Origin of the sequence: Nonomuraea sp. NPDC026600 (genome assembly GCF_040638335.1) — a bacterium.
Lineage (GTDB): Bacteria > Actinomycetota > Actinomycetes > Streptosporangiales > Streptosporangiaceae > Nonomuraea.
Genome location: NZ_JBEZYD010000042.1, coordinates 39,899 through 61,420 on the forward strand (window position 1 = coordinate 39,899; position 21,522 = coordinate 61,420).

At 67.6% G+C, this 21,522-nt stretch carries 26 protein-coding genes; 15 read left to right on the top strand and 11 right to left on the bottom strand.

Annotation, left to right across the window (positions count from 1 at the left end; translation table 11 throughout):
- The first annotated feature begins 5 nt into the window (after positions 1-5).
- Positions 6-1,280 carry an exodeoxyribonuclease VII large subunit gene (xseA, locus tag AB0F17_RS54525; protein ID WP_358041389.1) on the top strand — a complete coding sequence of 425 codons (1,275 nt, stop codon included), beginning with the start codon at positions 6-8 and terminating at the stop codon, positions 1,278-1,280.
- Here the strand turns inward: xseA and AB0F17_RS54530 are convergent.
- Positions 1,270-1,866 carry a helix-turn-helix domain-containing protein gene (locus tag AB0F17_RS54530; protein ID WP_358041392.1) on the bottom strand — a complete coding sequence of 199 codons (597 nt, stop codon included), beginning with the start codon at positions 1,864-1,866 and terminating at the stop codon, positions 1,270-1,272. The two genes, xseA and AB0F17_RS54530, sit on opposite strands and share 11 nt — an antisense overlap.
- An 87-nt stretch (positions 1,867-1,953) precedes the next feature.
- Here AB0F17_RS54530 and AB0F17_RS54535 point away from each other — a divergent pair, with 87 nt between their 5' ends.
- A complete protein-coding gene (locus tag AB0F17_RS54535) occupies positions 1,954-2,364 on the top strand; it encodes a nitroreductase family deazaflavin-dependent oxidoreductase (RefSeq protein ID WP_358041394.1) in 411 nt (136 codons plus the stop codon).
- Positions 2,365-2,425: 61 nt separating this feature from the next.
- Here AB0F17_RS54535 and AB0F17_RS54540 read toward each other — a convergent pair whose 3' ends face one another.
- The 3 genes from AB0F17_RS54540 to AB0F17_RS54550 all read right to left on the bottom strand — a co-directional run bounded on the left by AB0F17_RS54540 (position 2,426) and on the right by AB0F17_RS54550 (position 3,910).
- The gene (locus tag AB0F17_RS54540) at positions 2,426-2,683 is read right to left on the bottom strand and encodes an exodeoxyribonuclease VII small subunit (protein WP_358041397.1); all 258 of its coding nucleotides are present in this window, start codon (positions 2,681-2,683) and stop codon (positions 2,426-2,428) included.
- 67 nt (positions 2,684-2,750) lie between these two features.
- Positions 2,751-3,287, bottom strand: coding sequence for a DUF4245 domain-containing protein (locus tag AB0F17_RS54545; RefSeq protein WP_358041400.1), 537 nt, complete (start codon positions 3,285-3,287; stop codon positions 2,751-2,753).
- Between the two features lie 11 nt (positions 3,288-3,298).
- On the bottom strand, positions 3,299-3,910 hold the full coding sequence (locus AB0F17_RS54550; protein WP_358041403.1) for a TetR/AcrR family transcriptional regulator: 612 nt from the start codon (positions 3,908-3,910) through the stop codon (positions 3,299-3,301).
- 82 nt (positions 3,911-3,992) lie between these two features.
- On the opposite strand from AB0F17_RS54550, the gene glpX reads away from it, so the two are divergent.
- A complete protein-coding gene (gene glpX / locus AB0F17_RS54555) occupies positions 3,993-5,027 on the top strand; it encodes a class II fructose-bisphosphatase (RefSeq protein ID WP_358041406.1) in 1,035 nt (344 codons plus the stop codon).
- Between the two features lie 14 nt (positions 5,028-5,041).
- On the opposite strand, the gene AB0F17_RS54560 is transcribed toward glpX, so the two are convergent.
- The gene (locus AB0F17_RS54560; RefSeq protein WP_358041409.1) at positions 5,042-5,692 is read right to left on the bottom strand and encodes a DUF1707 domain-containing protein; all 651 of its coding nucleotides are present in this window, start codon (positions 5,690-5,692) and stop codon (positions 5,042-5,044) included.
- Between the two features lie 86 nt (positions 5,693-5,778).
- Positions 5,779-6,330 (bottom strand): TetR/AcrR family transcriptional regulator, encoded by a 552-nt coding sequence (locus AB0F17_RS54565; protein ID WP_358041411.1) that lies wholly within the window; start codon positions 6,328-6,330, stop codon positions 5,779-5,781.
- Positions 6,331-6,403: 73 nt separating this feature from the next.
- On the opposite strand from AB0F17_RS54565, the gene AB0F17_RS54570 reads away from it, so the two are divergent.
- From AB0F17_RS54570 to AB0F17_RS54585, 4 genes are all read left to right on the top strand, one after another.
- Positions 6,404-7,111: an SDR family oxidoreductase gene (locus tag AB0F17_RS54570; protein ID WP_358041414.1), complete on the top strand. Its 708-nt coding sequence runs from the start codon at positions 6,404-6,406 to the stop codon at positions 7,109-7,111.
- Positions 7,108-7,902 carry an SDR family NAD(P)-dependent oxidoreductase gene (locus tag AB0F17_RS54575; RefSeq protein WP_358041417.1) on the top strand — a complete coding sequence of 265 codons (795 nt, stop codon included), beginning with the start codon at positions 7,108-7,110 and terminating at the stop codon, positions 7,900-7,902. Before AB0F17_RS54570 ends, AB0F17_RS54575 begins: the two co-directional genes overlap by 4 nt.
- 64 nt (positions 7,903-7,966) lie before the next feature.
- Positions 7,967-8,656, top strand: coding sequence for a DUF998 domain-containing protein (locus AB0F17_RS54580; protein ID WP_358041420.1), 690 nt, complete (start codon positions 7,967-7,969; stop codon positions 8,654-8,656).
- Between the two features lie 34 nt (positions 8,657-8,690).
- A complete protein-coding gene (locus tag AB0F17_RS54585) occupies positions 8,691-9,851 on the top strand; it encodes an MFS transporter (RefSeq protein ID WP_358041423.1) in 1,161 nt (386 codons plus the stop codon).
- Between the two features lie 44 nt (positions 9,852-9,895).
- On the opposite strand, the gene AB0F17_RS54590 is transcribed toward AB0F17_RS54585, so the two are convergent.
- Entirely contained in the window at positions 9,896-11,284 is a 1,389-nt protein-coding gene (locus AB0F17_RS54590) for a PLP-dependent aminotransferase family protein (protein WP_358041426.1), read from the bottom strand.
- Positions 11,285-11,352: 68 nt separating this feature from the next.
- Here AB0F17_RS54590 and AB0F17_RS54595 point away from each other — a divergent pair, with 68 nt between their 5' ends.
- From AB0F17_RS54595 to AB0F17_RS54630, 8 genes are all read left to right on the top strand, one after another.
- Positions 11,353-12,216 (top strand): DMT family transporter, encoded by an 864-nt coding sequence (locus AB0F17_RS54595; RefSeq protein ID WP_358041429.1) that lies wholly within the window; start codon positions 11,353-11,355, stop codon positions 12,214-12,216.
- A 216-nt stretch (positions 12,217-12,432) separates the two neighbouring features.
- Positions 12,433-14,106 (top strand): fumarate hydratase, encoded by a 1,674-nt coding sequence (locus AB0F17_RS54600; protein WP_358041432.1) that lies wholly within the window; start codon positions 12,433-12,435, stop codon positions 14,104-14,106.
- A 236-nt stretch (positions 14,107-14,342) separates the two neighbouring features.
- Entirely contained in the window at positions 14,343-14,576 is a 234-nt protein-coding gene (locus AB0F17_RS54605; protein ID WP_358041435.1) for a hypothetical protein, read from the top strand.
- Positions 14,557-15,075, top strand: coding sequence for a DUF6879 family protein (locus tag AB0F17_RS54610; protein WP_358041438.1), 519 nt, complete (start codon positions 14,557-14,559; stop codon positions 15,073-15,075). Before AB0F17_RS54605 ends, AB0F17_RS54610 begins: the two co-directional genes overlap by 20 nt.
- Before the next feature lie 9 nt (positions 15,076-15,084).
- Positions 15,085-15,924 (top strand): helix-turn-helix transcriptional regulator, encoded by an 840-nt coding sequence (locus AB0F17_RS54615; protein ID WP_358041441.1) that lies wholly within the window; start codon positions 15,085-15,087, stop codon positions 15,922-15,924.
- Between the two features lie 58 nt (positions 15,925-15,982).
- Positions 15,983-16,387: a hypothetical protein gene (locus AB0F17_RS54620; protein WP_358041443.1), complete on the top strand. Its 405-nt coding sequence runs from the start codon at positions 15,983-15,985 to the stop codon at positions 16,385-16,387.
- On the top strand, positions 16,384-17,037 hold the full coding sequence (locus tag AB0F17_RS54625) for a hypothetical protein (protein WP_358041445.1): 654 nt from the start codon (positions 16,384-16,386) through the stop codon (positions 17,035-17,037). The genes AB0F17_RS54620 and AB0F17_RS54625 overlap by 4 nt, the downstream gene beginning before the upstream one ends.
- A gap of 85 nt (positions 17,038-17,122) precedes the next feature.
- On the top strand, positions 17,123-17,446 hold the full coding sequence (locus AB0F17_RS54630) for a hypothetical protein (RefSeq protein WP_358041448.1): 324 nt from the start codon (positions 17,123-17,125) through the stop codon (positions 17,444-17,446).
- 263 nt (positions 17,447-17,709) lie between these two features.
- Here AB0F17_RS54630 and AB0F17_RS54635 read toward each other — a convergent pair whose 3' ends face one another.
- The 4 genes from AB0F17_RS54635 to AB0F17_RS54650 all read right to left on the bottom strand — a co-directional run bounded on the left by AB0F17_RS54635 (position 17,710) and on the right by AB0F17_RS54650 (position 21,473).
- Entirely contained in the window at positions 17,710-19,359 is a 1,650-nt protein-coding gene (locus AB0F17_RS54635) for a hypothetical protein (protein WP_358041451.1), read from the bottom strand.
- 446 nt (positions 19,360-19,805) lie between these two features.
- Entirely contained in the window at positions 19,806-20,729 is a 924-nt protein-coding gene (locus AB0F17_RS54640) for a hypothetical protein (protein ID WP_358041454.1), read from the bottom strand.
- Positions 20,730-20,750: 21 nt separating this feature from the next.
- Positions 20,751-21,242, bottom strand: a complete 492-nt coding sequence (locus AB0F17_RS54645; protein WP_358041457.1) for a hypothetical protein — start codon at positions 21,240-21,242, stop codon at positions 20,751-20,753.
- A 45-nt stretch (positions 21,243-21,287) separates the two neighbouring features.
- Positions 21,288-21,473: a hypothetical protein gene (locus tag AB0F17_RS54650; protein WP_358041460.1), complete on the bottom strand. Its 186-nt coding sequence runs from the start codon at positions 21,471-21,473 to the stop codon at positions 21,288-21,290.
- Between the last annotated feature and the right edge of the window lie 49 nt (positions 21,474-21,522).

A 21,522-nucleotide genomic window follows, 5' to 3' on the forward strand; every position in this document is an offset into this window, starting at 1 on the left:
CCGACATGACCTCGAAGACCTCACCCGAGTCTCCGCTGCCGATCCGCACCGTCCTTCAGATGGTGGGCGGCTGGATCGGCAAGCTGGGCACGGTCTGGGTCGAGGGCCAGATCACCGACCTGAGCGCGCGTGGTGGCACGGTGTTCATGACGCTGCGCGACCCGGTGGCGAACGTGTCGGCACGGGTCACCGCCCCGCGCGGCGTCTACGAGGCGGCCGTGCCGCGCCCGGCCGATGGCGCGAGGGTCGTGGTGCACGTCAAGCCCGACTTCTGGGTCAACAAGGGTTCGTTCGCCTTTACCGCGCTGGAGATCAGGCCGATCGGCGTGGGCGAGCTGCTCGCGCGGCTCGAACGGCTGCGCCAGTTGCTGGCCGCCGAGGGCCTGTTCAACGCCGACCGGAAGCGGCGGCTGCCGTTCCTGCCCGGCACGGTCGGGCTGATCTGCGGCCGTGACTCGGCGGCGGAGCGCGACGTGCTGGAGAACTCCCGGCGCCGCTGGCCGGCTGTGCGCTTCAAGGTCGAGGAGGTGGCCGTCCAGGGCCCGTACGCCGTGGGCGAGGTCACCGAGGCGCTGCGTAAGTTCGACGCGGACTCCGAGGTCGAGGTGATCGTCATCGCCCGTGGCGGCGGCTCCTTGGAGGACCTGCTGCCGTTCTCCGACGAGACGCTGGTGCGCTCCGTGGCCGCCTGCCGCACGCCCGTGGTGAGCGCGATCGGCCACGAGCAGGACAGCCCGCTGCTCGACCTGGTGGCCGACGTGCGGGCCTCGACGCCGACCGACGCCGCCAAGAAGGTGGTGCCCGACGTGGGCGAGCAGCTCACGCTGGTGCGCCAGTTGCGCGACAGAGGCCGCAGGGTGGTCGGCGGCTGGCTCGACCGGGAGATGTCCTGGCTGACGTCGGTACGCTCCCGGCCCTCGCTGGCCGACCCGGTGCGCGAGCTCGAACGCCGGGCCGAGCAGGCCGACGCGCTCCGAGACCGGGCCAGGCGCTCGCTGAAGGGCTCGCTCGACCGCGCGGAGGACTCGCTGTCACATCTCCGTGCCCGGCTCGTCGCCCTGTCACCCGCCGCCACGCTGGAACGCGGCTACGCCATCGTCCAGGATCCGTCCGGGGAGGTCGTCCGGCTGGCCAAGAACGTGGCCCCCGGCTCCGTGCTGACGATCCGGTTCACTGACGACCGCCTGACCGTCCGTACGGAAGACGGCACGACACCAGCCGCTACCAAACCCCGCAAACCCCGCAAGAAGGCTTCCGACGAAACCGGCCTCACGCCCTGATCGCCTGGGTCAGGGCGTCGAATCCGGCCTTGATCTCCTCGACCGACATGCCGCGTTCGTCCCGCTGGTGGCGGAGCAGATGGGCGCTGATCGGCGCCAGCAGCGCGTCCGCCAGGAAGTCCGCGCCTTCTGGACGCACCTGGGCGAGCAGCGCGGTCAAGTGGGTGTGGTGCACCTTGTACGGCCCGCTGAGCCGGGCGGCCGGCGGCCCGAGCTCCAGCAGCAAGAACAGGTCGAGCTGCTCGACCACCCGATCGACCAGCGCGTGCAGGAACGCCCTGATCCGCTCGGCGGGAGGCGCCCCCGGCCCGACCGGCGGCGGGCCGTTCAGGAAGGCCGCCTGGAAGCGCCGCTCCCGATCGTCGATCAGCGCCAGCACCAGCCCGGCCCGATCCCCGAATCGGCGGTAGACCGTGCCGACCCCCACGCATGCCTCACGGGCGACCTCATCGAGGGAGAGCTGGTCAACGGACCCGTCGGCGATCATCCTGGCGGCCACCTCGATGATCTTCTGCCTGTTGCGCGCCGCGTCGGCCCGTTCGGGCTGAGGCTGCCCGACGATCGGCAGCATGCGGCGCTCACACACAGGGCGAGCATAACCGTTGTAACCGGAAATTTCTCCGGTTAGGCTGGGCGCCTTAACCGGAGAAATTTCCGATTCAAGGAGCCGAGCATGGCCAACGACTTCAACGAGCAGATCATCGCCGAGTTCCGCGCCAACGAGGGCAAGGTCGGCGGCATGTTCGAGGGCGCCAACCTGGTGCTTCTCACGACCACGGGCGCCAAGAGCGGCAAGCGTACGACGAGCCCGGTGATGTACTTCGAGGACGGTGACCGCTACATCGTCGTCGCCTCCTACGCGGGCGCCGACCACCACCCGGCGTGGTACCACAACCTGGTCGCCAACCCGGAGGTGACCGTCGAGATCGGGACGGAGACGTTCGAGGTCACGGCCGAGGTCGTGGGGGACGAGGAGCGCGACAAGCTCTATGCCCAGGTGGTGGAGATCGCCCCGGGTTTCGCGGAGTATCAGGAGAAGACCACCCGCCGCATCCCGGTGGTGGCCCTTCACCGCGCCGCCTGAGCGATGCGCCGCCACCCCGCCTGACGCGTTGAGCGGCTATCACGGCTGACGCGACAGGCGGTCAGAACGGCGCGTCGTCCGACTGGGCGGCGGTGGGGTCGGCGCGGCGGGCCATGGCGGCGGCGAGCTTCACCCTGGCTCCCTGCAGCCACTCCTCGCAGATGGCGGCCAGCTTCTCGCCGCGCTCCCACAGCTCGATCGACTGCTCCAGGGTGAGCCCGCCCGTCTCCAGGCGGCGCACCACCTCGGTCAGCTCCTCGCGGGCCTGCTCGTATGAGGGTGCCTTCTCATCTGCTGCGGGTGCCTTCTCGTCTGCCACGCGCACCACCTTAGGGTCAGGAACCGACATCCGCGCCCTGGCCCGCCGGGGAGACCCGTGCCACGGGTCAGCCCGTCGGCTTCGGCCGCTGCCGCAGGTCGGCGGCCAGCTCGCCCAGCTCGGCCCAGTCGGCCGTGCCGGTGACGACCAGCGTGACCTCCGGCAGCACCCGGACCAGGGAGCGCTGGTTCTTGTCCTCGCGGAAGCGCTGCTCCCACGGCTGTCCGGCCACCTGCTGGGTGCCCACGACCCGGTTGGAGTTGGCCATCCGGTCGGCGAACCCGGCGGCCGGCTTCTCGTCGCTCTGCACGAACATGGCGTGCTGCATCTTGGCCGTCGCGTAGCCCAGGTAGAGCACCTGGGCCCCACCGGAGCCCTTGGCGATCTTGTTGCTGTTGGGGACCCAGCCCGCCGGGTCCTTCGCGGGCGCCCACACCTGGTACGGCACGTCATGGCCGAAGTTGGCGACGGTCATCGAGTAGTCGAGCTTGGGAATGTGCTGCTCCCGGCTCTGCGGCGTGACCAGCAGGAACAGCCCCACCCCCGCGAGACAGACGAGCAGGGCTACCACGTAGCCATAGATACCTTCGGTGAACCGTCGCACAACTGGCGAGATTACCCGCTGGTGGTGCCGCCTGCCGAAGCGGCCGGGCGGATCTGGCCGATGATGGCGAGCACGTCCGCGGCCAGCTTGGGGTCGTCCGAGAGCACCACCTCGGAGACGGCGGCCGCGAGAGCGCCGGTGAGGACGACGACCAGGGCCCCCTCGTCGTCCTCGAAGAGCGCGGCGTTGCGCTCGGCCCACTTGCGCAGGCGGGCGCGCATGACCAGCTCGAAGCCGGGCGGCCCGTCGCCGCGCAGGAACAGCGCGGCGAGCTCGCGTTCCTCGATGCAGCCGTCGAGATAGGCGCGGGCGGCGCGGATGAAGACCCGCATCGGGTCGTTCTCTCCCTCGGCGCGGGCCTCGCGGGCGGCCTGCTTGGTCCGCTGGGCCTGCCTGGCCTGCCACTCCTCGAACAGCGTGAGGTAGAGGTCGGCCTTGCCGGAGAAGTGGTGGTAAAGGCTGCCGACGCTGGCATCGGCCTTGGCCACCACGTCGGTCACGCCGGCCTCGGCGAAGCCCTTGGAGACGAAGACGTCCCGGGCGGCCTGGAGTAGCGCGCTGCGCGTGGCCGCACCTCGCCCGGAGGTGCGGGCTGTCGCCGGTTGTTCCACATCGCTGCTCATGGCAGGCACATTATCCTCCGCTGACCGGGGATACAGGGACAACTACCATCGAGACAGTTTGTCCACAAGGAGGGCCTTCATCATGTCCGATCAGTCGTCCGTACCCCCAGCGCTGGCCACGGGAGAGCGCGCCCCTGATCGCAACCTGGCTCTGGAACTCGTCCGCGTCACCGAAGCGGCCGCGATGGCGGCGGCCCGCTGGGTGGGCCGGGGGGACAAGAACGGCGCGGACGGCGCGGCGGTGAACGCGATGCGCCAGTTGATCAACACCGTGTCGATGAACGGGGTGGTGGTCATCGGGGAGGGTGAGAAGGACCACGCCCCGATGCTGTTCAACGGCGAGCGGGTCGGCGACGGCAGCGGCGCCGACTGCGACGTGGCCGTCGACCCGATCGACGGCACCCGGCTGACGGCGCTCGGCATGCCCGACGCGGTGTCGGTGATCGCGGTGAGCGAGCGTGGCTCGATGTACGACCCGTCGGCCGTGTTCTACATGGAGAAGCTGGTCACCGGCTGCGAGGCCGCCGACGTGGTCGACATCGAGGCTCCGGTGTCCGCCAACATCGCGGCCGTCGCCAGGGCCAAGGGGGTTTCGTCCTCTGACGTGACGGTCGTCGTACTCGACCGCCCGCGGCACGAGCAGATGGTCAAGGAGATCAGGGAGACCGGGGCGCGGATCAAGTTCATCGTCGACGGCGACGTGGCGGGCGCGATCATGGCGGCCCGCGCCGACACCGGCATCGACCTGATGCTGGGCATCGGCGGCACGCCCGAGGGCATCGTGGCCGCGTGCGCGCTCAAGTGCATGGGCGGCGTGATCCAGGGCAAGCTGTGGCCACGCGACGACGCCGAGCGGCAGAAGGCGATCGACGCCGGGCACGACCTCGGCCAAGTGCTGACCACGAACGACCTGGTGCGGTCCGAGGACGTGTTCTTCGCGGCGACGGGCATCACGCAGGGCGAGCTCATGCAGGGCGTACGGTTCAGGGGCGGGGTGGCGCTGACGCACTCGCTGGTGATGCGCGGGCGTTCCGGCACCATCCGCAAGGTGGACAGCGAACACCAGCTCACGAAGCTGCGCGCCTACAGCGCGATCAACTTCGACACGGCCGGGTAGCGGCTGGACAGGACTCAGCGGCGGCGCTTGCGGCGGGGTGGTTCCTTGACCTTGACGTCGCCCGCGAAGTTGGTGGTGTGCACCTCGACCACCGGCGCTCCCGGCTCGGTCGGCTGCTTGGTCAGCCGGACCGTGCTGCCCTTCGCGACGCGGATCACCTCGAGACCCTCGGGCACGTGGATCTCGAGGCCGCCGAAGACCAGCGTGGCGTTGATCACGATGCGCCGGTTCTGCAGGATGGCTTCGCGGAAATCCAGCTTGGTGGTGCCGAACATGGCCGTGACGGTCAGCTCAGCGGGCACCACCCAGCGTCCGCCGCGCTGCTCCTTCTTGAAGAACGCCGACACCGGCCTGCCGTCGAGGTTCAGCGGCTGCTGCTCGGCGGGCAGCAGGTCGGCCGTCACCGCGGCGAGCTCGCCCAGCGTCCGCGCCGAGTAGACGACCCCGAGCCGTTCCTCCAGCTCGTCGAGCATGAGGCGGCCGTCGGCGTGGGCGTCCTGCAGCACCTGGACGAAACGCTCGCGATCGTCGTCGGAGGCCCGCAGTTCGTGCGGTGCCGGGGCGCTTTCCTCGTCTTTGGGGCGGCGTGCCGAGACCCATTCCTCAGCCAGCCGTTCTCCGACTTCTTGCAGGCGCGGCAACCAGGATCCCGGGCGTTCATTCACACTTCTGACGATATCCGGCAGCCGGGCTGTTCGCTCGTGCCTCGGGCGGTGCCCCAGCCGAAAGTCAGCCGGATGCGCGCCGAAAGTCAGCCGATTCGCGCGACCAGGGCCGCGATCTCCTCCGCGAGTGTCTCGTCGACTTCGGCGTGGCGGTTGAGCAAGCGGTACCACATGGCGCCGAAGATCAGATCGACCGCGAGCTCCACGTCCACGTCGGCGGGGAGCGCGCCGCGTTCCAGCACCGAGCGCAGGGCCTGCCGACGCGGCCCGATGAGCCTGGCCCGCAGCTCCGCGCCGAACGCGGGGTCGGACTGGGCCTCGGCCATGAGACCCACGACCACCTGCCCGGCCACGCCGTGGGCCACCGCGAACGTCTCGCGCAGGAACGCGACCAGGTCCGCGCCCGCGTCGCCGCTGACCGGCGGGAGCGGCAGCTCGGCGCCGACCAGGTCGGTCATCGCCTCCATCAGCACCTCGCCCTTGGACTGCCACCAGCGGTAGAGGGTCTGCCTGCCGACACCCGCCGCGTCGGCGATGCCCTTCAGGGTGACATTCGGGTATCCGTCGCGCTCGCACAGGTCGAGCGCGGCCTTGAGGATCGCCTTCCTGGCCACCTCGCTGCGTGGTCTGCCTACCATGTCCGCCACTTTACAAGACAGCGTGCCTCGTTTTATAGTTTCGAGGCAGGATGTCTCGAATTAGGAGAAAGCGATGCGAGTCGTGATCATTGGTGGCACCACGGGCATCGGGCTGGCGACCGCGGCCCGGCTGGCGGGCGACGGCGCCGAGGTCGTCATCACCGGCCGGACCGCCGAGCGGGTGGCGGCCGCGGTGAAGCAGCTCGGCGACCGGGCCTCCGGAGAGGCCGTGGACGCCCGCGACACCGAGGCGATGCGCGATTTCTTCGGCCGGACGGGTGTCGTCGACCATCTGATCGTCACCGTGACCGGCCGCGGCGGCGCCGGGCCGCTGCGCTCGCTGACGCGGGAGGCGCTGGTCGAGGCCGTACAGAACAAGCTGATCCCGCACCTGCTGACCGCGCAGGCCGCTCTGGACGTGCTCGACCCCGAGGGTTCGATCACGTTCGTGACGGCGGCGTCGGCGGGCTCGGCCTTCCCCGGCGTCTCCGCTCTGGCGGCGGTGAACGGCGCGCTCGAGTCCGCGGTGCCCGGCCTGGCGGTCGAGCTCGGCCCGATCCGGGTGAACGCCGTCTCCCCCGGCGTGATCGACACCGAGTGGTGGTCGGGGCTGCCCGCCGAGGCGCGAGCGGCCGTGTTCGCCCACGCGGCGGGGAGCTCGCCGGTCGGCCGGGTGGGCCGGCCGGAGGACGTGGCGGCGACGATCGCCTACGTGGTGGGCAACTCCTTCGTCACCGGAACGGTGCTGACCGTCGACGGAGGAGGCAGGCTGAAGGCATGAGGACGATCCTGATCACCGGCGCGACGGACGGGCTCGGGCGGGAGCTGGCGCGACGGCTCGCCGCCGACGACCGCGTCATCGTGCACGGTCGCGACCCTGAGCGGGTACGGCAGGCGCGGGCCGGCGCGGGCGGCACCACCGAGGGCGTCCTGGCCGACCTCGGCGATCTGAGCCAGGTGGACCGGCTGGCCGACGAGGTGCTCGACCGGTTCGACCGGATCGACGTGCTGGTCAACAACGCCGGGATGGGCGGCGGGCCGCCGGGCTCCGGCCGCGAGGAGAGCGAGGACGGCGTCGAGCTCCGCTTCGCGGTCAACTACCTGGCCGGATACCACCTGACCCGGCGGCTGATCCCGCTGCTCGTCAAGTCGGCGCCGTCGCGGGTGGTGAACGTCGCCTCGGCCGGGCAGCAGGCGATCGACTTCGCCGACCCGATGCTGACCCGCGGCTACGGGCGGCAGCGCGCCTACAGCCAGAGCAAGCTCGCGCAGATCATGTTCACCTTCGACCTGGCCGAGGAGCTGGCCGGGCAGGGTGTGACGGTCAACGCCCTGCATCCGGCCACGTACATGGACACCACCATGGTCCGCGTGGCGGGAGCCCCGGTGATGAGCACGGTCGACGAGGGCGTGGCGGCGACGCGGCGGCTGATCGACGGGCTGGACGGCGTGAGCGGCCGCTACTTCAACGGGCAGCGGGAGAGCCGGGCCGACGCCCAGGCGTACGACCGCGCGGCGCGGAAGCGGCTGCGCGAGCTCAGCGATGACCTCGTACGACGGGCGCTGGGCTGATCCACCAGGAATCCGTTCCCTTTTCCCGCTGTTGTCTCGACAAAGACGGCGAAGAGGGGGGCTCGTGCATCAACCCGCACGATGGGGACTCGGCGCGGTGGCGGCCGGCGTCACGGTGATCATCGGCCTCGATGTGGCCGGCCTCGGCGAGATCGACCCGCTGCGGCGGACCATCAGCCAGCACGGCCTCGGGCCCGAGGGCTGGATCTTCGGGCTCGGCGTCGCGCTGCTGGCGGGCGGGTCGGCGGCCATCTGCGTGTCGCTGACCCGCAGGCGGCTGGCCGGGATCGTCGGCACGCTGACGCTGGCGCTCTGGAGCGCCGGGCTCTTCGTCGCCGCCTGGTTCCCCAAGCAGGACTGGTCCCTCGCGCCGACCTTGAGCGGCGTCCTCCACCGGACCGGCAGCTTCGTGGCCTTCCTCAGCCTGCCCATCGCGGCGGTGGTCATCGCGCGGTCCTGGCGGCGCGCGGAGCGGCGGGGGGCCGCGCTGACCGCGTTCGCGTCCGGGCTGGGCTCGGTGCTGTGGGTGACGGGCATGGGCGCGATGGCGCTGTACGGGGCGCACAACGGGCTGCCGTGGTGGCGGGTCATGCCGCTCGGCCTGGTCGAACGGGTGCTGGCGGTCACCGAGGTGGCCGCGCTGATCGCCCTGGGCGTCTGGGCCGCCGCGCACACGCCCACGCTCGTGAGGTCACCGGGTGTGTCACAGGACGGCGACGAGGTGGCGAAAGAGCTGGCCAAGCGGCTAACCTGACCGCGCCTCACGTTCCCCCCATCTGGAGGCCGCCGTGCCGACTCCTCGTGATCGCCAGGCCCGCATAGCCACGTTCGTCGTGTACGCGGTGCAGGGTCTCTCGTTCATCACGCTGCTCGCCCAGGTCGCGAACCTGCAGACCAAACACCGGCTCGACGAGGGCGCCCTGACGATCCTGCTGCTCATCGTGCCGGTCTTCGCCGGCCTGGGCAGCGTGGCGGCCGGCTCGTTCGCCTCGCGCAGGGGCAGCAAGCCGCTGCTCCGCGTCGCGCAGCCGGTCGTGGCCCTCGCCGTGGTGCTCGTCGCCCTCGCGCCGAGCGTGCCGCTGCTGGTGCCCGCGCTGCTGCTGTTCGGCCTCGGGGTCGGCGCGGTCGACGCGGGCATCAACATGCAGGGCGTGGCGGTCGAGCGCAAGTACGGCCGGGCCGTACTGAACGGTTTCCACTGCATGTGGAGCGTGTTCAGCACGGCCGGGGCGCTGTGGGCGTCGGCCGCGGCCGACCTGCCGCTGGTGGTCACGATGACGATTCCGATGGTCGTGGCGGTGGCGGGCTCCCTGTACGCCGGGCCGCTCCTGTGCACGATCGAGGAGGAGAAGGTCGAGGACTCCACCGCGACGGCCGCCGGTGGGTTCCCGTGGAAGCCGATCATCCCGCTCTGCCTGGCGATGGCGTTCCTGTACGTCGGGGACGCCTCGGTCTCCAACTTCAGCACCGTGTACATGCAGCAGGTCCTCGCCGCGAGCCCCGGTGTCATCCCGCTGGCCTACGCCGCCTACCAGGCCACCACGCTGCTGATCAGGCTCGGCGGCGACGTCGCCGTCAGGAGGTACGGGCCGGCCGCGATCGTCAGGATCGGCGGGGCGATCGCCACCCTCGGCTTCCTGGGCATCGTCCTGGCGCCCAACCAGCCGCTGGCCATCATGGCGTTCGGCCTGACCGGGGTGGGGCTGTCGGTGGTCGCGCCGCAGTCGTTCTCGGCGGCGGGACGGCTCGACCCGGCGGGGACCGGGGTGGCCATCGCGCGGGTCAACCTGTTCAACTACGTCGGGTTCATCGTGGGCGCGGCGCTGGTCGGTGGCATCGCCAGCGCCAGCGACATGCAGGTGGCGTTCGCCGCGCCGCTGGTGCTGTCCGCCGTGATCATCGCGCTGGCCAGGGGGTTCGAGCCACGGCGGGTCAAGGAAGCCGCCTGACCTTCAATATGGTGGGGGTTTCTTGCTAAGCGCGATCTTCTCCATCAGTCAATATTTTGTCCTGACATTCTGACCTTCAAGCCTTGGATGACCTCCGCCGCCCGATGAGCGGGGAGGCGGGCGAAGCCGACCACGACCGCAGGCGGGCCCGGGGTCAGGCGCGTCGGGCCGACCGGGTCGGCGGCCAGGCCCAGCTCCCGCGCCGGCCCCACGAAGGCGTCCTCGTCCCAGCCCGGCGGCAGGTCCAGGTAGGCGTGCAGGCCCGCCTCGATGCCCCGGACCCGCACCTCGGGCAGGTACTCGGCCACCGCCTTGACCAGGGCGTCCCTGCGCCGCCGGTACTCCCTGCGCATCCGGCGCAGGTGCTTGTCGTAGCCGCCGGTACGCAGGAAGTGGGCCAGGGCGTACTGGTCGATGACCGGGGAGCCCAGGTCGAGCTCGCCCCGCGCCTGCCGGATGGCCTCGGCCAGGTCGGCGGGGGCCGCCACCCAGCCGAGCCGCAGCCCGGGGGCGAGCGCCTTGCTCACACTGCCGGAGAGGATCACCCGGCCGGGGGCCAGGCCCTGAAGGCAGCCGACGGGATCACGGTCGAAGCGGAACTCGGCGTCGTAGTCGTCCTCCAGGACGACACCGTCAGTCTCGGCGGCCCACTCCATGAGGGCGGCCCGCCGGGCCGGGGAGAGCACGACGCCGGTGGGGTACTGGTGAGCGGGGGTGACCAGGACCGCGTGCGCGCCACGGGCCCGCAGCGCCGCCACGTCGAAGCCCTGGTCGTCCACCGGGACGGGGACGAGCTCGGCGCCCGCCCGGCGGAGGAGGGGGACCTGGCGGTGGCTGTTCGGGTCCTCCACGGCCAGGCGCAGGCCGTCGATCCGCTTGGCTAGCACGTGCAGCGCCAGGCTGAGGCCCTGGGCCACGCCGCCGACGATCACCAGGTTGTCGGGGTGCACGTCCGCGGCCCGCACCCGCCGCAGGTAGCCGGCCAGCTCGTCGCGCAGCTCCAGGACGCCGCCGGGGTCGCCGTAGTCGAACACGTCGGAGTGCATCGTGGTGAGCACATGGCGTACGGAGGCCAGCCAGCGTTCCCGGGGGAAGCACCCGAGGTCGGGCGAGGTAGGGCGGTGACCGTAGTGCGGGCCGCACGCGGCGACCTCCGGGCGGGCGGCGGCCGCCACCGAGCCGCGGGACGGCGCGGGGGCCACCTGGGTGCCCGCGCCGACGCGGGAGATCAGGAAGCCCTCGGCCACCAGTTGCTCGTAGGCCTCGACCACGACACCGCGCGAGACCTGGAGGTCGGTGGCCAGGTCGCGGCTGGCCGGGAGCCGGGTGCCCGGCGTGAGGCGACCATGCCGGATGGCCTCGCGGAGCTCCGAGGCGACCTGCCCAGCGATGCCCCCCTGATCACGATTTATCAGGATGTGTAGGTCAGCCACATTGGTCCATCCTTTTAGCGGGACATTGGACTCCTTACCTGAGCCATTCTGTCCCTAGCCTCCCTTCCATGAGAAACGGAATCCCGGGGGCGGCTGCCGCCATGTTCCTCGTGGGGACGCTGGCGGGTGTGTCGGGCCTGATCCAGGACTATCCGGTGTACGGCGGGCAGGCGGTGCGCTACCTGGCCGCGGCGGTGATCTGGCTGGTCGTGATCCGAGTGCTCGGGCTGCGGTTCGTCCGGCTGAACCGGCGCGAGACGCTGCTGCTCGTCGCGCTGACGCTGCTCGGGCTGGTGCTCTTCAACATGTGCGTGATCGAGTCGGCCCGCGCCGCGGGCCCAGGACTGGTCGGCACCGTGCTGGGCACCGTGCCACTCGCCCTGGCACTGCTCGGCGGCCGTCCGGCGCCCCGGCTGCTGGCCGGCGCGGTCGTCGTGGTGGCCGGCGCGACGCTGGCCACCGGGCTGGGCAGCGGCAACCTGCCCGGCCTGCTGTGGGGCCTGGGGGCGCTCGTGGGCGAGGTCAGCTTCTCGATGCTGGCCATCCCGCTGCTGCCGAAACTGGGGGCGATCCGGCTGTCGGCGTACTCGACGGCGCTGGCCGTCCCCCTGCTGGCCACGATCGGCCTGGTCAAGGAGGGCACCGGCATGCTCCAGCCGCCGACCCCGGCGCAGGCCCTCGGCTTCGTCTACCTGGCGGTCGTGGTGACCGTCCTGGCCTTCTTCCTCTGGTACACCGCACTGCCCAAGCTCGGCCCCGGCCACGCGGGCCTGTTCGCCGGCCTCATCCCGGTCGGGGCGATCACCACCGGGCTCGTCCTGGGCATCGCCACCCCAACGGTGTTCGACCTGATCGGCGCGTCCATGGTGATCGCGGGCATCCTGGTCGGGCTGACCACCACGAGGAAGCGGGAAGCGGCTCACGTCCTTTGAAACCACCCAGACGGCCGACGATACGCACGTCACGGCGGCCGGCCACCTCCACCGGAGGAGCGTGTCCCTGGACGGGTGCGCGCTTGGGCGGCGGGTGGGGCCCACCGGGCCGGCCGTAAAAACGCGAAGAGTCCGAAGGCCATGCGAGACGGCCGCCGGGCCGGCCGGAAAAGACTGGTAGAAAAGATAGGCTCTGTGCGGCGAATGGGGAAGATCATGGGCGAGTTCGATTACAGCGAGTTGCTCCCGATGGGCGCCGACGAGACCGAATACCGGCTGATCACGCCGGACGGCGTGCGGCGGGTCGAGGCGGCCGGGCGCAGCTTCCTGGAGGTGGAGCCCGAGGCGCTGCGGCTGCTCACCGAGACCGCGATCCACGACATCTCGCACTTCCTCCGCCCCTCCCACCTCGCCCAGCTACGGAAGATCGTCGATGACCCCGAGTCCAGCGGCAACGACCGGTTCGTCGCGCTCGACCTGCTGAAGAACGCCTCCATCTCGGCCGGCGGCGTGCTGCCCATGTGCCAGGACACCGGCACCGCCATCGTCATGGGCAAGCGTGGCCGCCACGTCCTCACCGACGGGCGCGACGCCGAGCACATCTCGCGCGGCGTCTACGACGCCTACACGCGCCTCAACCTGCGCTACTCGCAGATGGCGCCGCTGAGCATGTGGGAGGAGAAGAACACCGGCAGCAACCTGCCCGCCCAGATCGAGCTCTACGCCGAGGACCCCTACGGTCACGCGGACGAGTACAAACTGCTGTTCATGGCCAAGGGCGGCGGATCGGCCAACAAGTCGTTCCTGTACCAGGAGACCAAGGCCGTGCTGAACGAGAAGCGGATGCTGGCCTTCCTGGAGGAGAAGATCCGCTCGCTCGGCACCGCGGCCTGCCCGCCGTACCATCTGGCGATCGTGGTCGGCGGCACATCGGCCGAGTACGCGCTGAAGACGGCCAAGTACGCCAGCGCCCGCTACCTCGACTCGATCCCCACCTCGGGCTCCCCCTCCGCGCACGGCTTCCGCGATCTGGAGCTGGAGGCCAAGGTCTTCGAGCTGACGCAGAAGCTCGGGATCGGCGCCCAGTTCGGCGGCAAGTACTTCTGCCACGACGTACGCGTCATCCGGCTGCCCCGGCACGGCGCCTCCTGCCCGGTGGCCATCGCCGTGTCCTGCTCGGCCGACCGGCAGGCGCTGGCCAAGATCACGCCGGAGGGCGTCTTCCTGGAGAAGCTGGAGACCGATCCGGCCCGCTTCCTGCCGGAGACCACCGACGAGCACCTCTCGGACGACGTCGTCAGCATCGACCTCAACCGGCCTATGCCGGATGTCCTTGCCGAGCTGTCGAAATATCCGGTGAAGACGCGGCTCTCGCTGACCGGTCCGCTCGTGGTCGCCCGCGACATCGCGCACGCGAAGATCGCCGACCTGCTCGACGCGGGCGGCGAGATGCCGCAGTACCTGAAGGATCACGCTGTCTACTACGCGGGTCCGGCCAAGACGCCGGAGGGCTACGCGTCGGGCTCGTTCGGCCCCACGACCGCGGGGCGGATGGACTCCTACGTGGAGCGCTTCCAGGCCGCCGGCGGCTCGATGGTGATGCTGGCCAAGGGCAACCGGTCGAAGCAGGTGACCGACGCCTGCAGGGAGCACGGAGGCTTCTACCTGGGCTCCATCGGCGGGCCCGCGGCCAGGCTGGCTCAGGACTGCATCAAGAAGGTGGAGGTCCTGGAATATCCGGAGCTGGGGATGGAGGCGGTGTGGAAGATCGAGGTGGTCGACTTCCCCGCGTTCATCGTCGTCGACGACAAGGGTGACGACTTTTTTGATCAACGGCAACTCGACGGCGGAGCGACGTTCGTAGGCATCCCAACACGTTCCCCCAGGTAGAAGAGCCGCCCACCTAGCTCGACGCCCCAGACTGTCGCACTCGCCGGAAGTCTGGGGCTTCTTGTTGTTCCGGGTTGATCACCGCTGTTGTCAGCACCGGCACTGACGTTGTGCTGACCACATCCGGCGTGGCTGGCGGGTGCGACAACCGTTGGCAGGGTTGACGTTTGCGCACAGTCGATCAAAAATCGCGGGGACATGCTCAATCATCTGCAATCCGGCTCAGGAGGCCAGCGATGCGGATTAGGTTCCTCGGCAAGGAGACCCAAGGCGGAGGATCTCCGACCCTGTACGACACGGATGGGACCATGTACGGGAAGGATGTCTACATCCTCCAGGGCTGGAAGGTAACCGATCCGGAGGTCCTGGCCCAGCTCGACATTCCGGACCACGAAACAGTGCTCGCGGTCCCCAAGAAGCTCATGCAGCATCTACCCGAGGACAACCCGTATGGAATTGCTGAAGGGTGATGAGTTCGAGAGTCTCTTCCGAACCTTCAAAAGGACCGCCTTCCATCTCGAACTGAAGGACTCGTATAACACTCCAGAAGAGAGAGGGCCGTTCGCCCAGTTTCTCGCAGGCGAACCAGATGACTTTGCGTGGCATCAGCCATGGCTCTCCCTTGTCCGTGAAGTCACAGAAGCCCATCGAACGATCAAGAGAGTTCGTATCGTTTCGATCCCTCATACCGACTACACACGATGGGGGCTAACGGTCGCTCCTCTCAACATCGCGGCCGGAGAAGAGATTCGCTGGCTTTCTCGCGACCGGGCTACAGATGTCGAACTGCCAACCGACGACTTCTGGCTATTCGATGACACTCGCCTTATCTTCACGGTCTTTGAGACGAGCGGCCAATTTCTGGGCGGCGTAGAGATCCGCTATCCGGAAGTAATTGACCTGTGCAGGAAGGCCCGACAGGAAACTTGGAGTCGTGCGATTCCGCATGACGCCTACGTGGCAGGGTGAGCGTCTTCCTTGTCGAGCACAGTTCACCAAGCCAAAGAAGCCCTCGGGAGCAGGCTTCGAGACCTCCGTAAGGACGCTGGGCTGTCCGGTCAGCAACTCGCGTTGCTGGCCGGTTGGCACAGTTCCAAGGTGTCCAGGATTGAATACGGGAAGCAAACACCTTCTGAGGCCGACATCGAGTCGTGGTCTAGGCACTGCAACGCGCTAGACCAGATACCGGACCTAATCGCCACCGTCAGAAACATCGAAACGATGTACGTCGAGTGGCGGCGAAATCTCTACACCGGCACCAGGAAGCGCCAAGAGGCTTCAATACGCATCGAGGCTGAAACTAAGTTGTTTCGCTGGTATGAGCCGGTACTCATCCCTGGAATTCTGCACACAGCCGAGTACGCCACAGCGGTCATGTCGAAGGTGATAGTTTTCTATGGCATTCCAGACGATCTGGACGCTGGGGTGTCGGCACGAATGGAACGGCAGCAGATCCTATACAGGGGTGATCACCGCTTCCATGTCATCATTGCCCAGCAGGCGCTAAGGACACGTGTCGGCGGGCCGGATGTCATGATCGGCCAGTTGGACCGGCTCCTTGCTGTCTCGTCGCTTGCGCGAATGCGTCTAGGGATCGTCCCCGCGACGGCGCCATACGAAGTGCCGACAAATCAGTTCATCATGTTCGATGAGCGGATGGTGCATGTGGAAGCGATATCAGCAGAGATTGCAATTACTCAGCCCCATGAGATCGCCCTGTATAGCAAGGCATTCCAGGGCCTGAGCGACCTAGCGGTGTATGGCGCAGCAGCCCGAGAGGTGATCACTTCAGCGCTTGATGAGCTGCGGACGGCATGACGCGCAAACTGCTGCAAAATCCTTGAGCGCTGCTGCAACCCGTCCCTACGGTCAAGACATGGCCGTCACTCACACAACCGCATCAGCCGAAGACCTGTTGGGGCAGCCGATCCGGGAGGCGGAGGCGGCAGCCCAGAACGTCGCCCTCGACCGGGTCCTTGAGCATCTGACGGCCGAAGGCGTGAACGCGCAACTGATCAAGCGGCTTGTGATCGAGTGTGGGGCGCATCCTGGCCCGTTCGTCGAAAAGCTTCGGTATCCGCCTCAGCTCGTCATCTACGCCAATGCGGGTTGGCGGGTCGCCACGGTGACCATCGGGGTTCGCTCGGGCGCGTACATGGTCGAGCTGACCCGCAGGAGACCTGACAACGAGATCAGGCCCGACAGGGTGGAGGTCGTACCGGCGTCACAGCCGGGCCGCGTTGCTCTGCTGGTAGCGCAGAACGCGGGAGCAGCCGCATGAGCAGAGCCAAGGTGAGTGAGACAGCGTTCCGCTACCCGTACGTGATCGGGTGGACAGGCGAGACTCAGAACCCTCCACTGAAGTGGGCACCGCGCCGTGGCGGGCTGCGACTGGGCTACGTCGTGTCGCACCGCGACGACTTCGGCAACGGTGTCCTTCGCCTTCGGCAGAGTCAGAACCGAGCCGGGCGGCCCGACTTCAAGACGGTCAACACGCTGCGGCAGTGGCGCTGCATGGAAAAGCGGCTGTGCCAGGTATGCGCCCGCTCTGCTGTGGATCGGGCCACGGGGCGGATTTGGTGGCTGCTGTCTTCTGGTTATGGCGGTGATGGCGACGGCTACACCAATGCGCCCCCGACGTGCCCGACTTGCATTCCGGAAGCGATCTCCCAGTGTTCGCACCTGCGACGCAACGCGGCCGTCTTCACCGTGGGCGACTGCTCGCCGTACGGGGTGCGGGCAGATGTGTTTGTTCCTTATTTGCCGCCGCTGGTCCCGTTCGAGCGGAACGCCATCTTGGCGTTCGACGACTACGACATGCATCACGTGCTCGCCCGTGAGCTGTTGATGCGGCTACAGGACGTGCAGTCGGCCGTGACAGAGGGCGATGCGTATGGGCGGCATAGGCGGTGCCCATCCGTTCGTGGATGACGGATCTTGACCGGTGCACTCGCCCTAGCTTTATAATCTAACGATCTTGCTACTGGATCAAGAAGCCATCACGAAGGGATGACACATGATCGCTCGCCTCGCTGGCATCATGAGCGCCTCATTGCTAGCTGCGGCAATCGTCGCCTTGCCGGTAACGGCCGCTCAGGCGGAGAGGGCTCAGGTATCAAAATCAGAGGTGGTCTTGGATGTACGTTCGGCCGCTGACTCTTGCAACGCAGCGATCAACGCTGCAAGGGAATGGCTGCGCAAGGTCGGCCGTGACGCAGGTGGTAATGCGGAGACCCTCCGCAACAGAATCCACACGGCGGCCATGAGCATGTGGGATGGTCCTACCAGGCGGGCGGGCCTCAAAATCGTGAAGCGTCTGAACGTCCAATGTGATCTCTGATTGGACTTATGTCGCTCTCTGCTGAGGAGTGCGAACCAAGCACGGCGACTCACTCCCGTGAAGTCCTCTGGTTCCGAGGTCGCCTGCAGCTGGGCCAGGTTTAGTTTGCCGGCCTTGATGCTCACCGACGCGTTCGCCACTAGGCGGGGCTCTCGCGCCCGGCCGATGGCTGCGTACGTCAGCCAGTTCACGTACCGGCCTCCGGGGATGACGTGCCAATGGGCAGGCCCCCGACCGTAGCCGGGGGCCTGCCCTACGGGACACTAGGCCGCTACCTCAGGAGCCTGGAAGAGCGCTTCGGCGTTGCTCTTGGCCCGGCTCCTCCGGGGAGCCTTGGCCTTGGTCGCCGCGCCCATCTGGGGAGCACTGGCCGCAGCCTGCTTGGCCATCATGGACATCAGGATCTCCTGGAGCATCTCCGCTCCGGCAGGAGAGGATAGGAACGCCTTCACGGCCTCCTCCGAGACGGTGGACTCCTCGGTGGCCTGGGCCACCGGCTCAGGCTCAGGCATGACGTTCGGCACGGCGTCGATCTCGTCCCACTCGTCATCGCTCAGGAAGGGCAGGAAGGCCGGAGTCTCCGTCACCGGAGCGGCCTCCTCCTCAGGTGCCGCCTCCTCGGTGGTGGCCGACTCGGCAGGCTGCTCCAAAACGATCTCGGAAGTTTTCTCGACGTCGAGATTGGTTAGTTCGTTAGTTTCCGGGACCTGAGCGTCAACGTAGAGGTAGCGCATGCTCGGACGGCCCCCGGTGCCCTTGGCACTGTGCCCCTTGACGACCTCGATCGTGTCGAGCTGGGTCACGATCTCCCGAAGGTCGGCCGCCTTGATGTTCAGGGCTCGATAGATCTCAGTGGCCGTACGGCCTTCCAGCCCGGCCTCACGAACGAAGTTCTCCACCTTCACGGCAAGGCTGGCCTCCTCCGAAGCCTCAGCTTCGGGAAGCACGTAGGCGATGGTCTCGATGGAGTAGCAGACCAGGGCCAGAGCAGCGTCAAAGTCGCGCTCGCTGATCTCGTCTCGCCGCTCCGACAGGGCGAACAGTCCAGCCAGCCGGATCATGTACGCCATGGCTCGTTCGGCGTACTGGCTCATGGCCTCGGTGGAGATCATGGCTTCCACGATGGGCCTGTGCTTGGCCTCGAACACGCGCGCTACGTGCCCCGGCACGGTCACCGTATCCACCTGTCGGGCGTAGTCGCCCGCCTGCCTCAGGGCTCGTGCGGCCTGGCGGATGGCCTCGTGAGCATCGGAGGACTCGAACACGGGCAGGGTCTTGGACTGCTGCACCCACACGGGCAGGAGACGGTTCCACGTCCCTCCGGTGGCGTCCTTACCACCCGCCACCGCTGCCCAGTTTCTTGGCTGCACGTGCATCGTGAGGCCCAGGTGCGGACGCCTCACCCGAAGGTCATCCACCTTGGTCTTGTGGGCGATGGTCTGGGCGTCGAAGGACTTGCGAAGGTAGATGCCCACCTTGGCGTCACGACGCGCGTTGGACAGTAACGCGTCTCCCTCCTCCTCGATGAACCAGACCGGGTTGGCCAGCGTGCCCTCTGCTCGGTCGGCCAACTCCGTGATGAACCCCAAGCCCGTGGCCGGGAGTCCCTCCACCACGTTCTCCTCGGCGAAGGTCGCGAACGCCCCCTCGACCACGCGCCTCGCGATGCCGGTAGCCGTGCCCTTCCTGCCGACACCGCTACGCCCCACGAGAACGCCCCAGAGTGCCAGCGGGGAAGAGCCCTTCCCGGTCTCGACGGTCGGCCCGTAGCCGATGTAGGCGCTGTAGGCCGACATGAGAGACACCATGACACCGACCTTGGACCCCTCGGTGTAGGGGTCGAGTGCATCCGTGATGCGGCCAAACAGCCCGTGGAACGCCTCGTTGGAGATGACAGGAGCGTTGCTCTGCATGGCTTGGTAGCCTTCCCTTGTCGGCCCCAGAGCGCTTGAGATTGCCGTCTGATCGCTCTGGGGCTGGTTATGTCTGCCGCTGGTTTCTCCGTCCCGAGTTTGTTCGTTACTCGGTTGAATCGGAGCCAGCGCCGAGAAAGCTAGCCATTCGAGTTTTGTCTGTCAACACAAAACTAAGAAACCCCTGGAAAATCGTTGTTTGTTAGTTCATCGCCCACACCCTGGGGTAATGCACTTTCCTTCCCTCGGTAGACCCCGAGGGGGGTGGTTCCTCCGACCAGGTACGAATCTGGGACTTTTCCGAGAGGGCGTCAAACATACTCTGAGCTGGGCTACAGTCTTCTTGCGGGGATGGAGAAACATACAAAATCCGCAGTCCAGAAAGCAAGAAGAGTCCCCGGATTCTTCTATTGAATCCGGGGCTTTCATGGGTCTTCAGAATTAACTTAGGCGGTCCACTTCACAGCGGCCTTCACGAGGCCCTCGGAATCCTTCACGGCGACGTTCGGCCCGGTGGGCTGCTTCCCACCAGGGAAAGACAGAACCCGTGCGCCGTACAGGTGCAGGGCGTCAATCTGGTCGCGTCGGTACTTCTCCACTGGCTGACTCCGGAAGTCGGTGAACTGGCTGGCGAACGTGGTGAACGACCTTTGTCCGGCCAGAATGTCCACGCCGGTCGGCATGGCCGTGGTGGACAGCAGTGTGAACCCGGCCAGGCGTGCAACCACGCCGTTGGCCGTTGCGCCAGCCTCACCCAGAGCGGCGGCGTTGGCCACGTCGGGGGCGCGCATCAGGTAGCGCTTGGCCTTGGGGCCGACGACTACGTATCGACCGTCCGGCACCTTGCCAGTGTCGAGCCTTTCCATCATGTCGAAGATGGCTTCCAGCAGCGCCTCGCCCTTGTCGCGACTGTCAGGCTGGGCGCTTACGTTCACCTGCGGGAGGCTGGTGGCCGAGGCCGCAATGGTCGCGCCAACGAATGTGTCCGTAGAGGCCGCCAGAGCACGGATGGACTCCAGAGCGGCCGGCGCGGCCAGGGCGCCGGCCGCTTGCACCGTCTCAATGTTGCGCACGTAGAAGGCCACGTAGTCGGCCTCGGAGATGTCCACGTACTGCTCAACGGTCTTCAGGTCTTCGATCGTCATCCCGGCCACGTCGTCGTACTTGCCGACGTTGGGCCGGATGAGGCCGTTGACCACCATTCGGTCGCCTTGGGCGGTGATGTCGCCCTCGTAGTCGGTGTTCACCACCAGGGGTGAGGCCCAGACCAGCAGCGGATCAAACTGGGTGAGTAGCTCGTTGCTCCACTCGGTGGGAACGAACGCATGCGTGCCTGCGTGCGCGTATGCGGGGATTGGGGTAATTGCCAAAGGGGAACCTTTCAGTAGCGGTTAGCGGCGTGCCCGCGCGTCCAGAGACACACCGCGGTCAACGGGTGCCCCGTTTCCTCCGTGCGGGCCGATGCCCACATCTTGGGGATACGTGGGCTTCTTGGTTGCCGAACCGAGTGAAGAAACAAACTCCGTGATCGTGTGAAGGTCTGCCGATCCTTCCTCGGTGAGGAAGGCGGCCATGTTCAACTTGGACATCGCCTCTGGAGTCAGCTCCATGCCACGCTCTTTGGCGGCCTGCTGGAGCTGGATCTCAGCGAGCGTGAGAGCGTGCTCCTGCTTCATCGTGGCCATGGCCTGTTCCAGTTCCGAGCTCTTGGCCGTTGCGGCCTCCAGTTCGGCGCTGGCGGCCTTCCAGCGGGCTTCATTAGTCCGGCTGAGGCTCTTCCATTTATCGGTCTCAGAATCGATCTGAGAGCCTTCTAAGGGTGCTTCGGTCACCGGCTCCATTTCGGTGGTGGCGTCAAGCGTGTTACTTGGTGAGTCGTCCATTTCGGCTACTCCCTTCGATAGTCAATGCGTGGGTACGTGTCGGGGCTACCAGGTGCGCATACGCAGCTCGTCATGCTCGGGCGTCGCCTGCCACGCGTAGGTAAGCGACCTCGGGTTGTCCAGGTCGCCGCTCACGGACACGATGCGAATGGCAGGGTCCAAGTTTCCTTCACGCCAGGCGGCGAGGATCTCCAGGGCGCTCATGTTCTCAAGCTGGACGTGGGTAATCATCAGTTCTGTTCTCCAAACGGGGTGTGGTGTGGGCTGAAGAAGGCCCCCG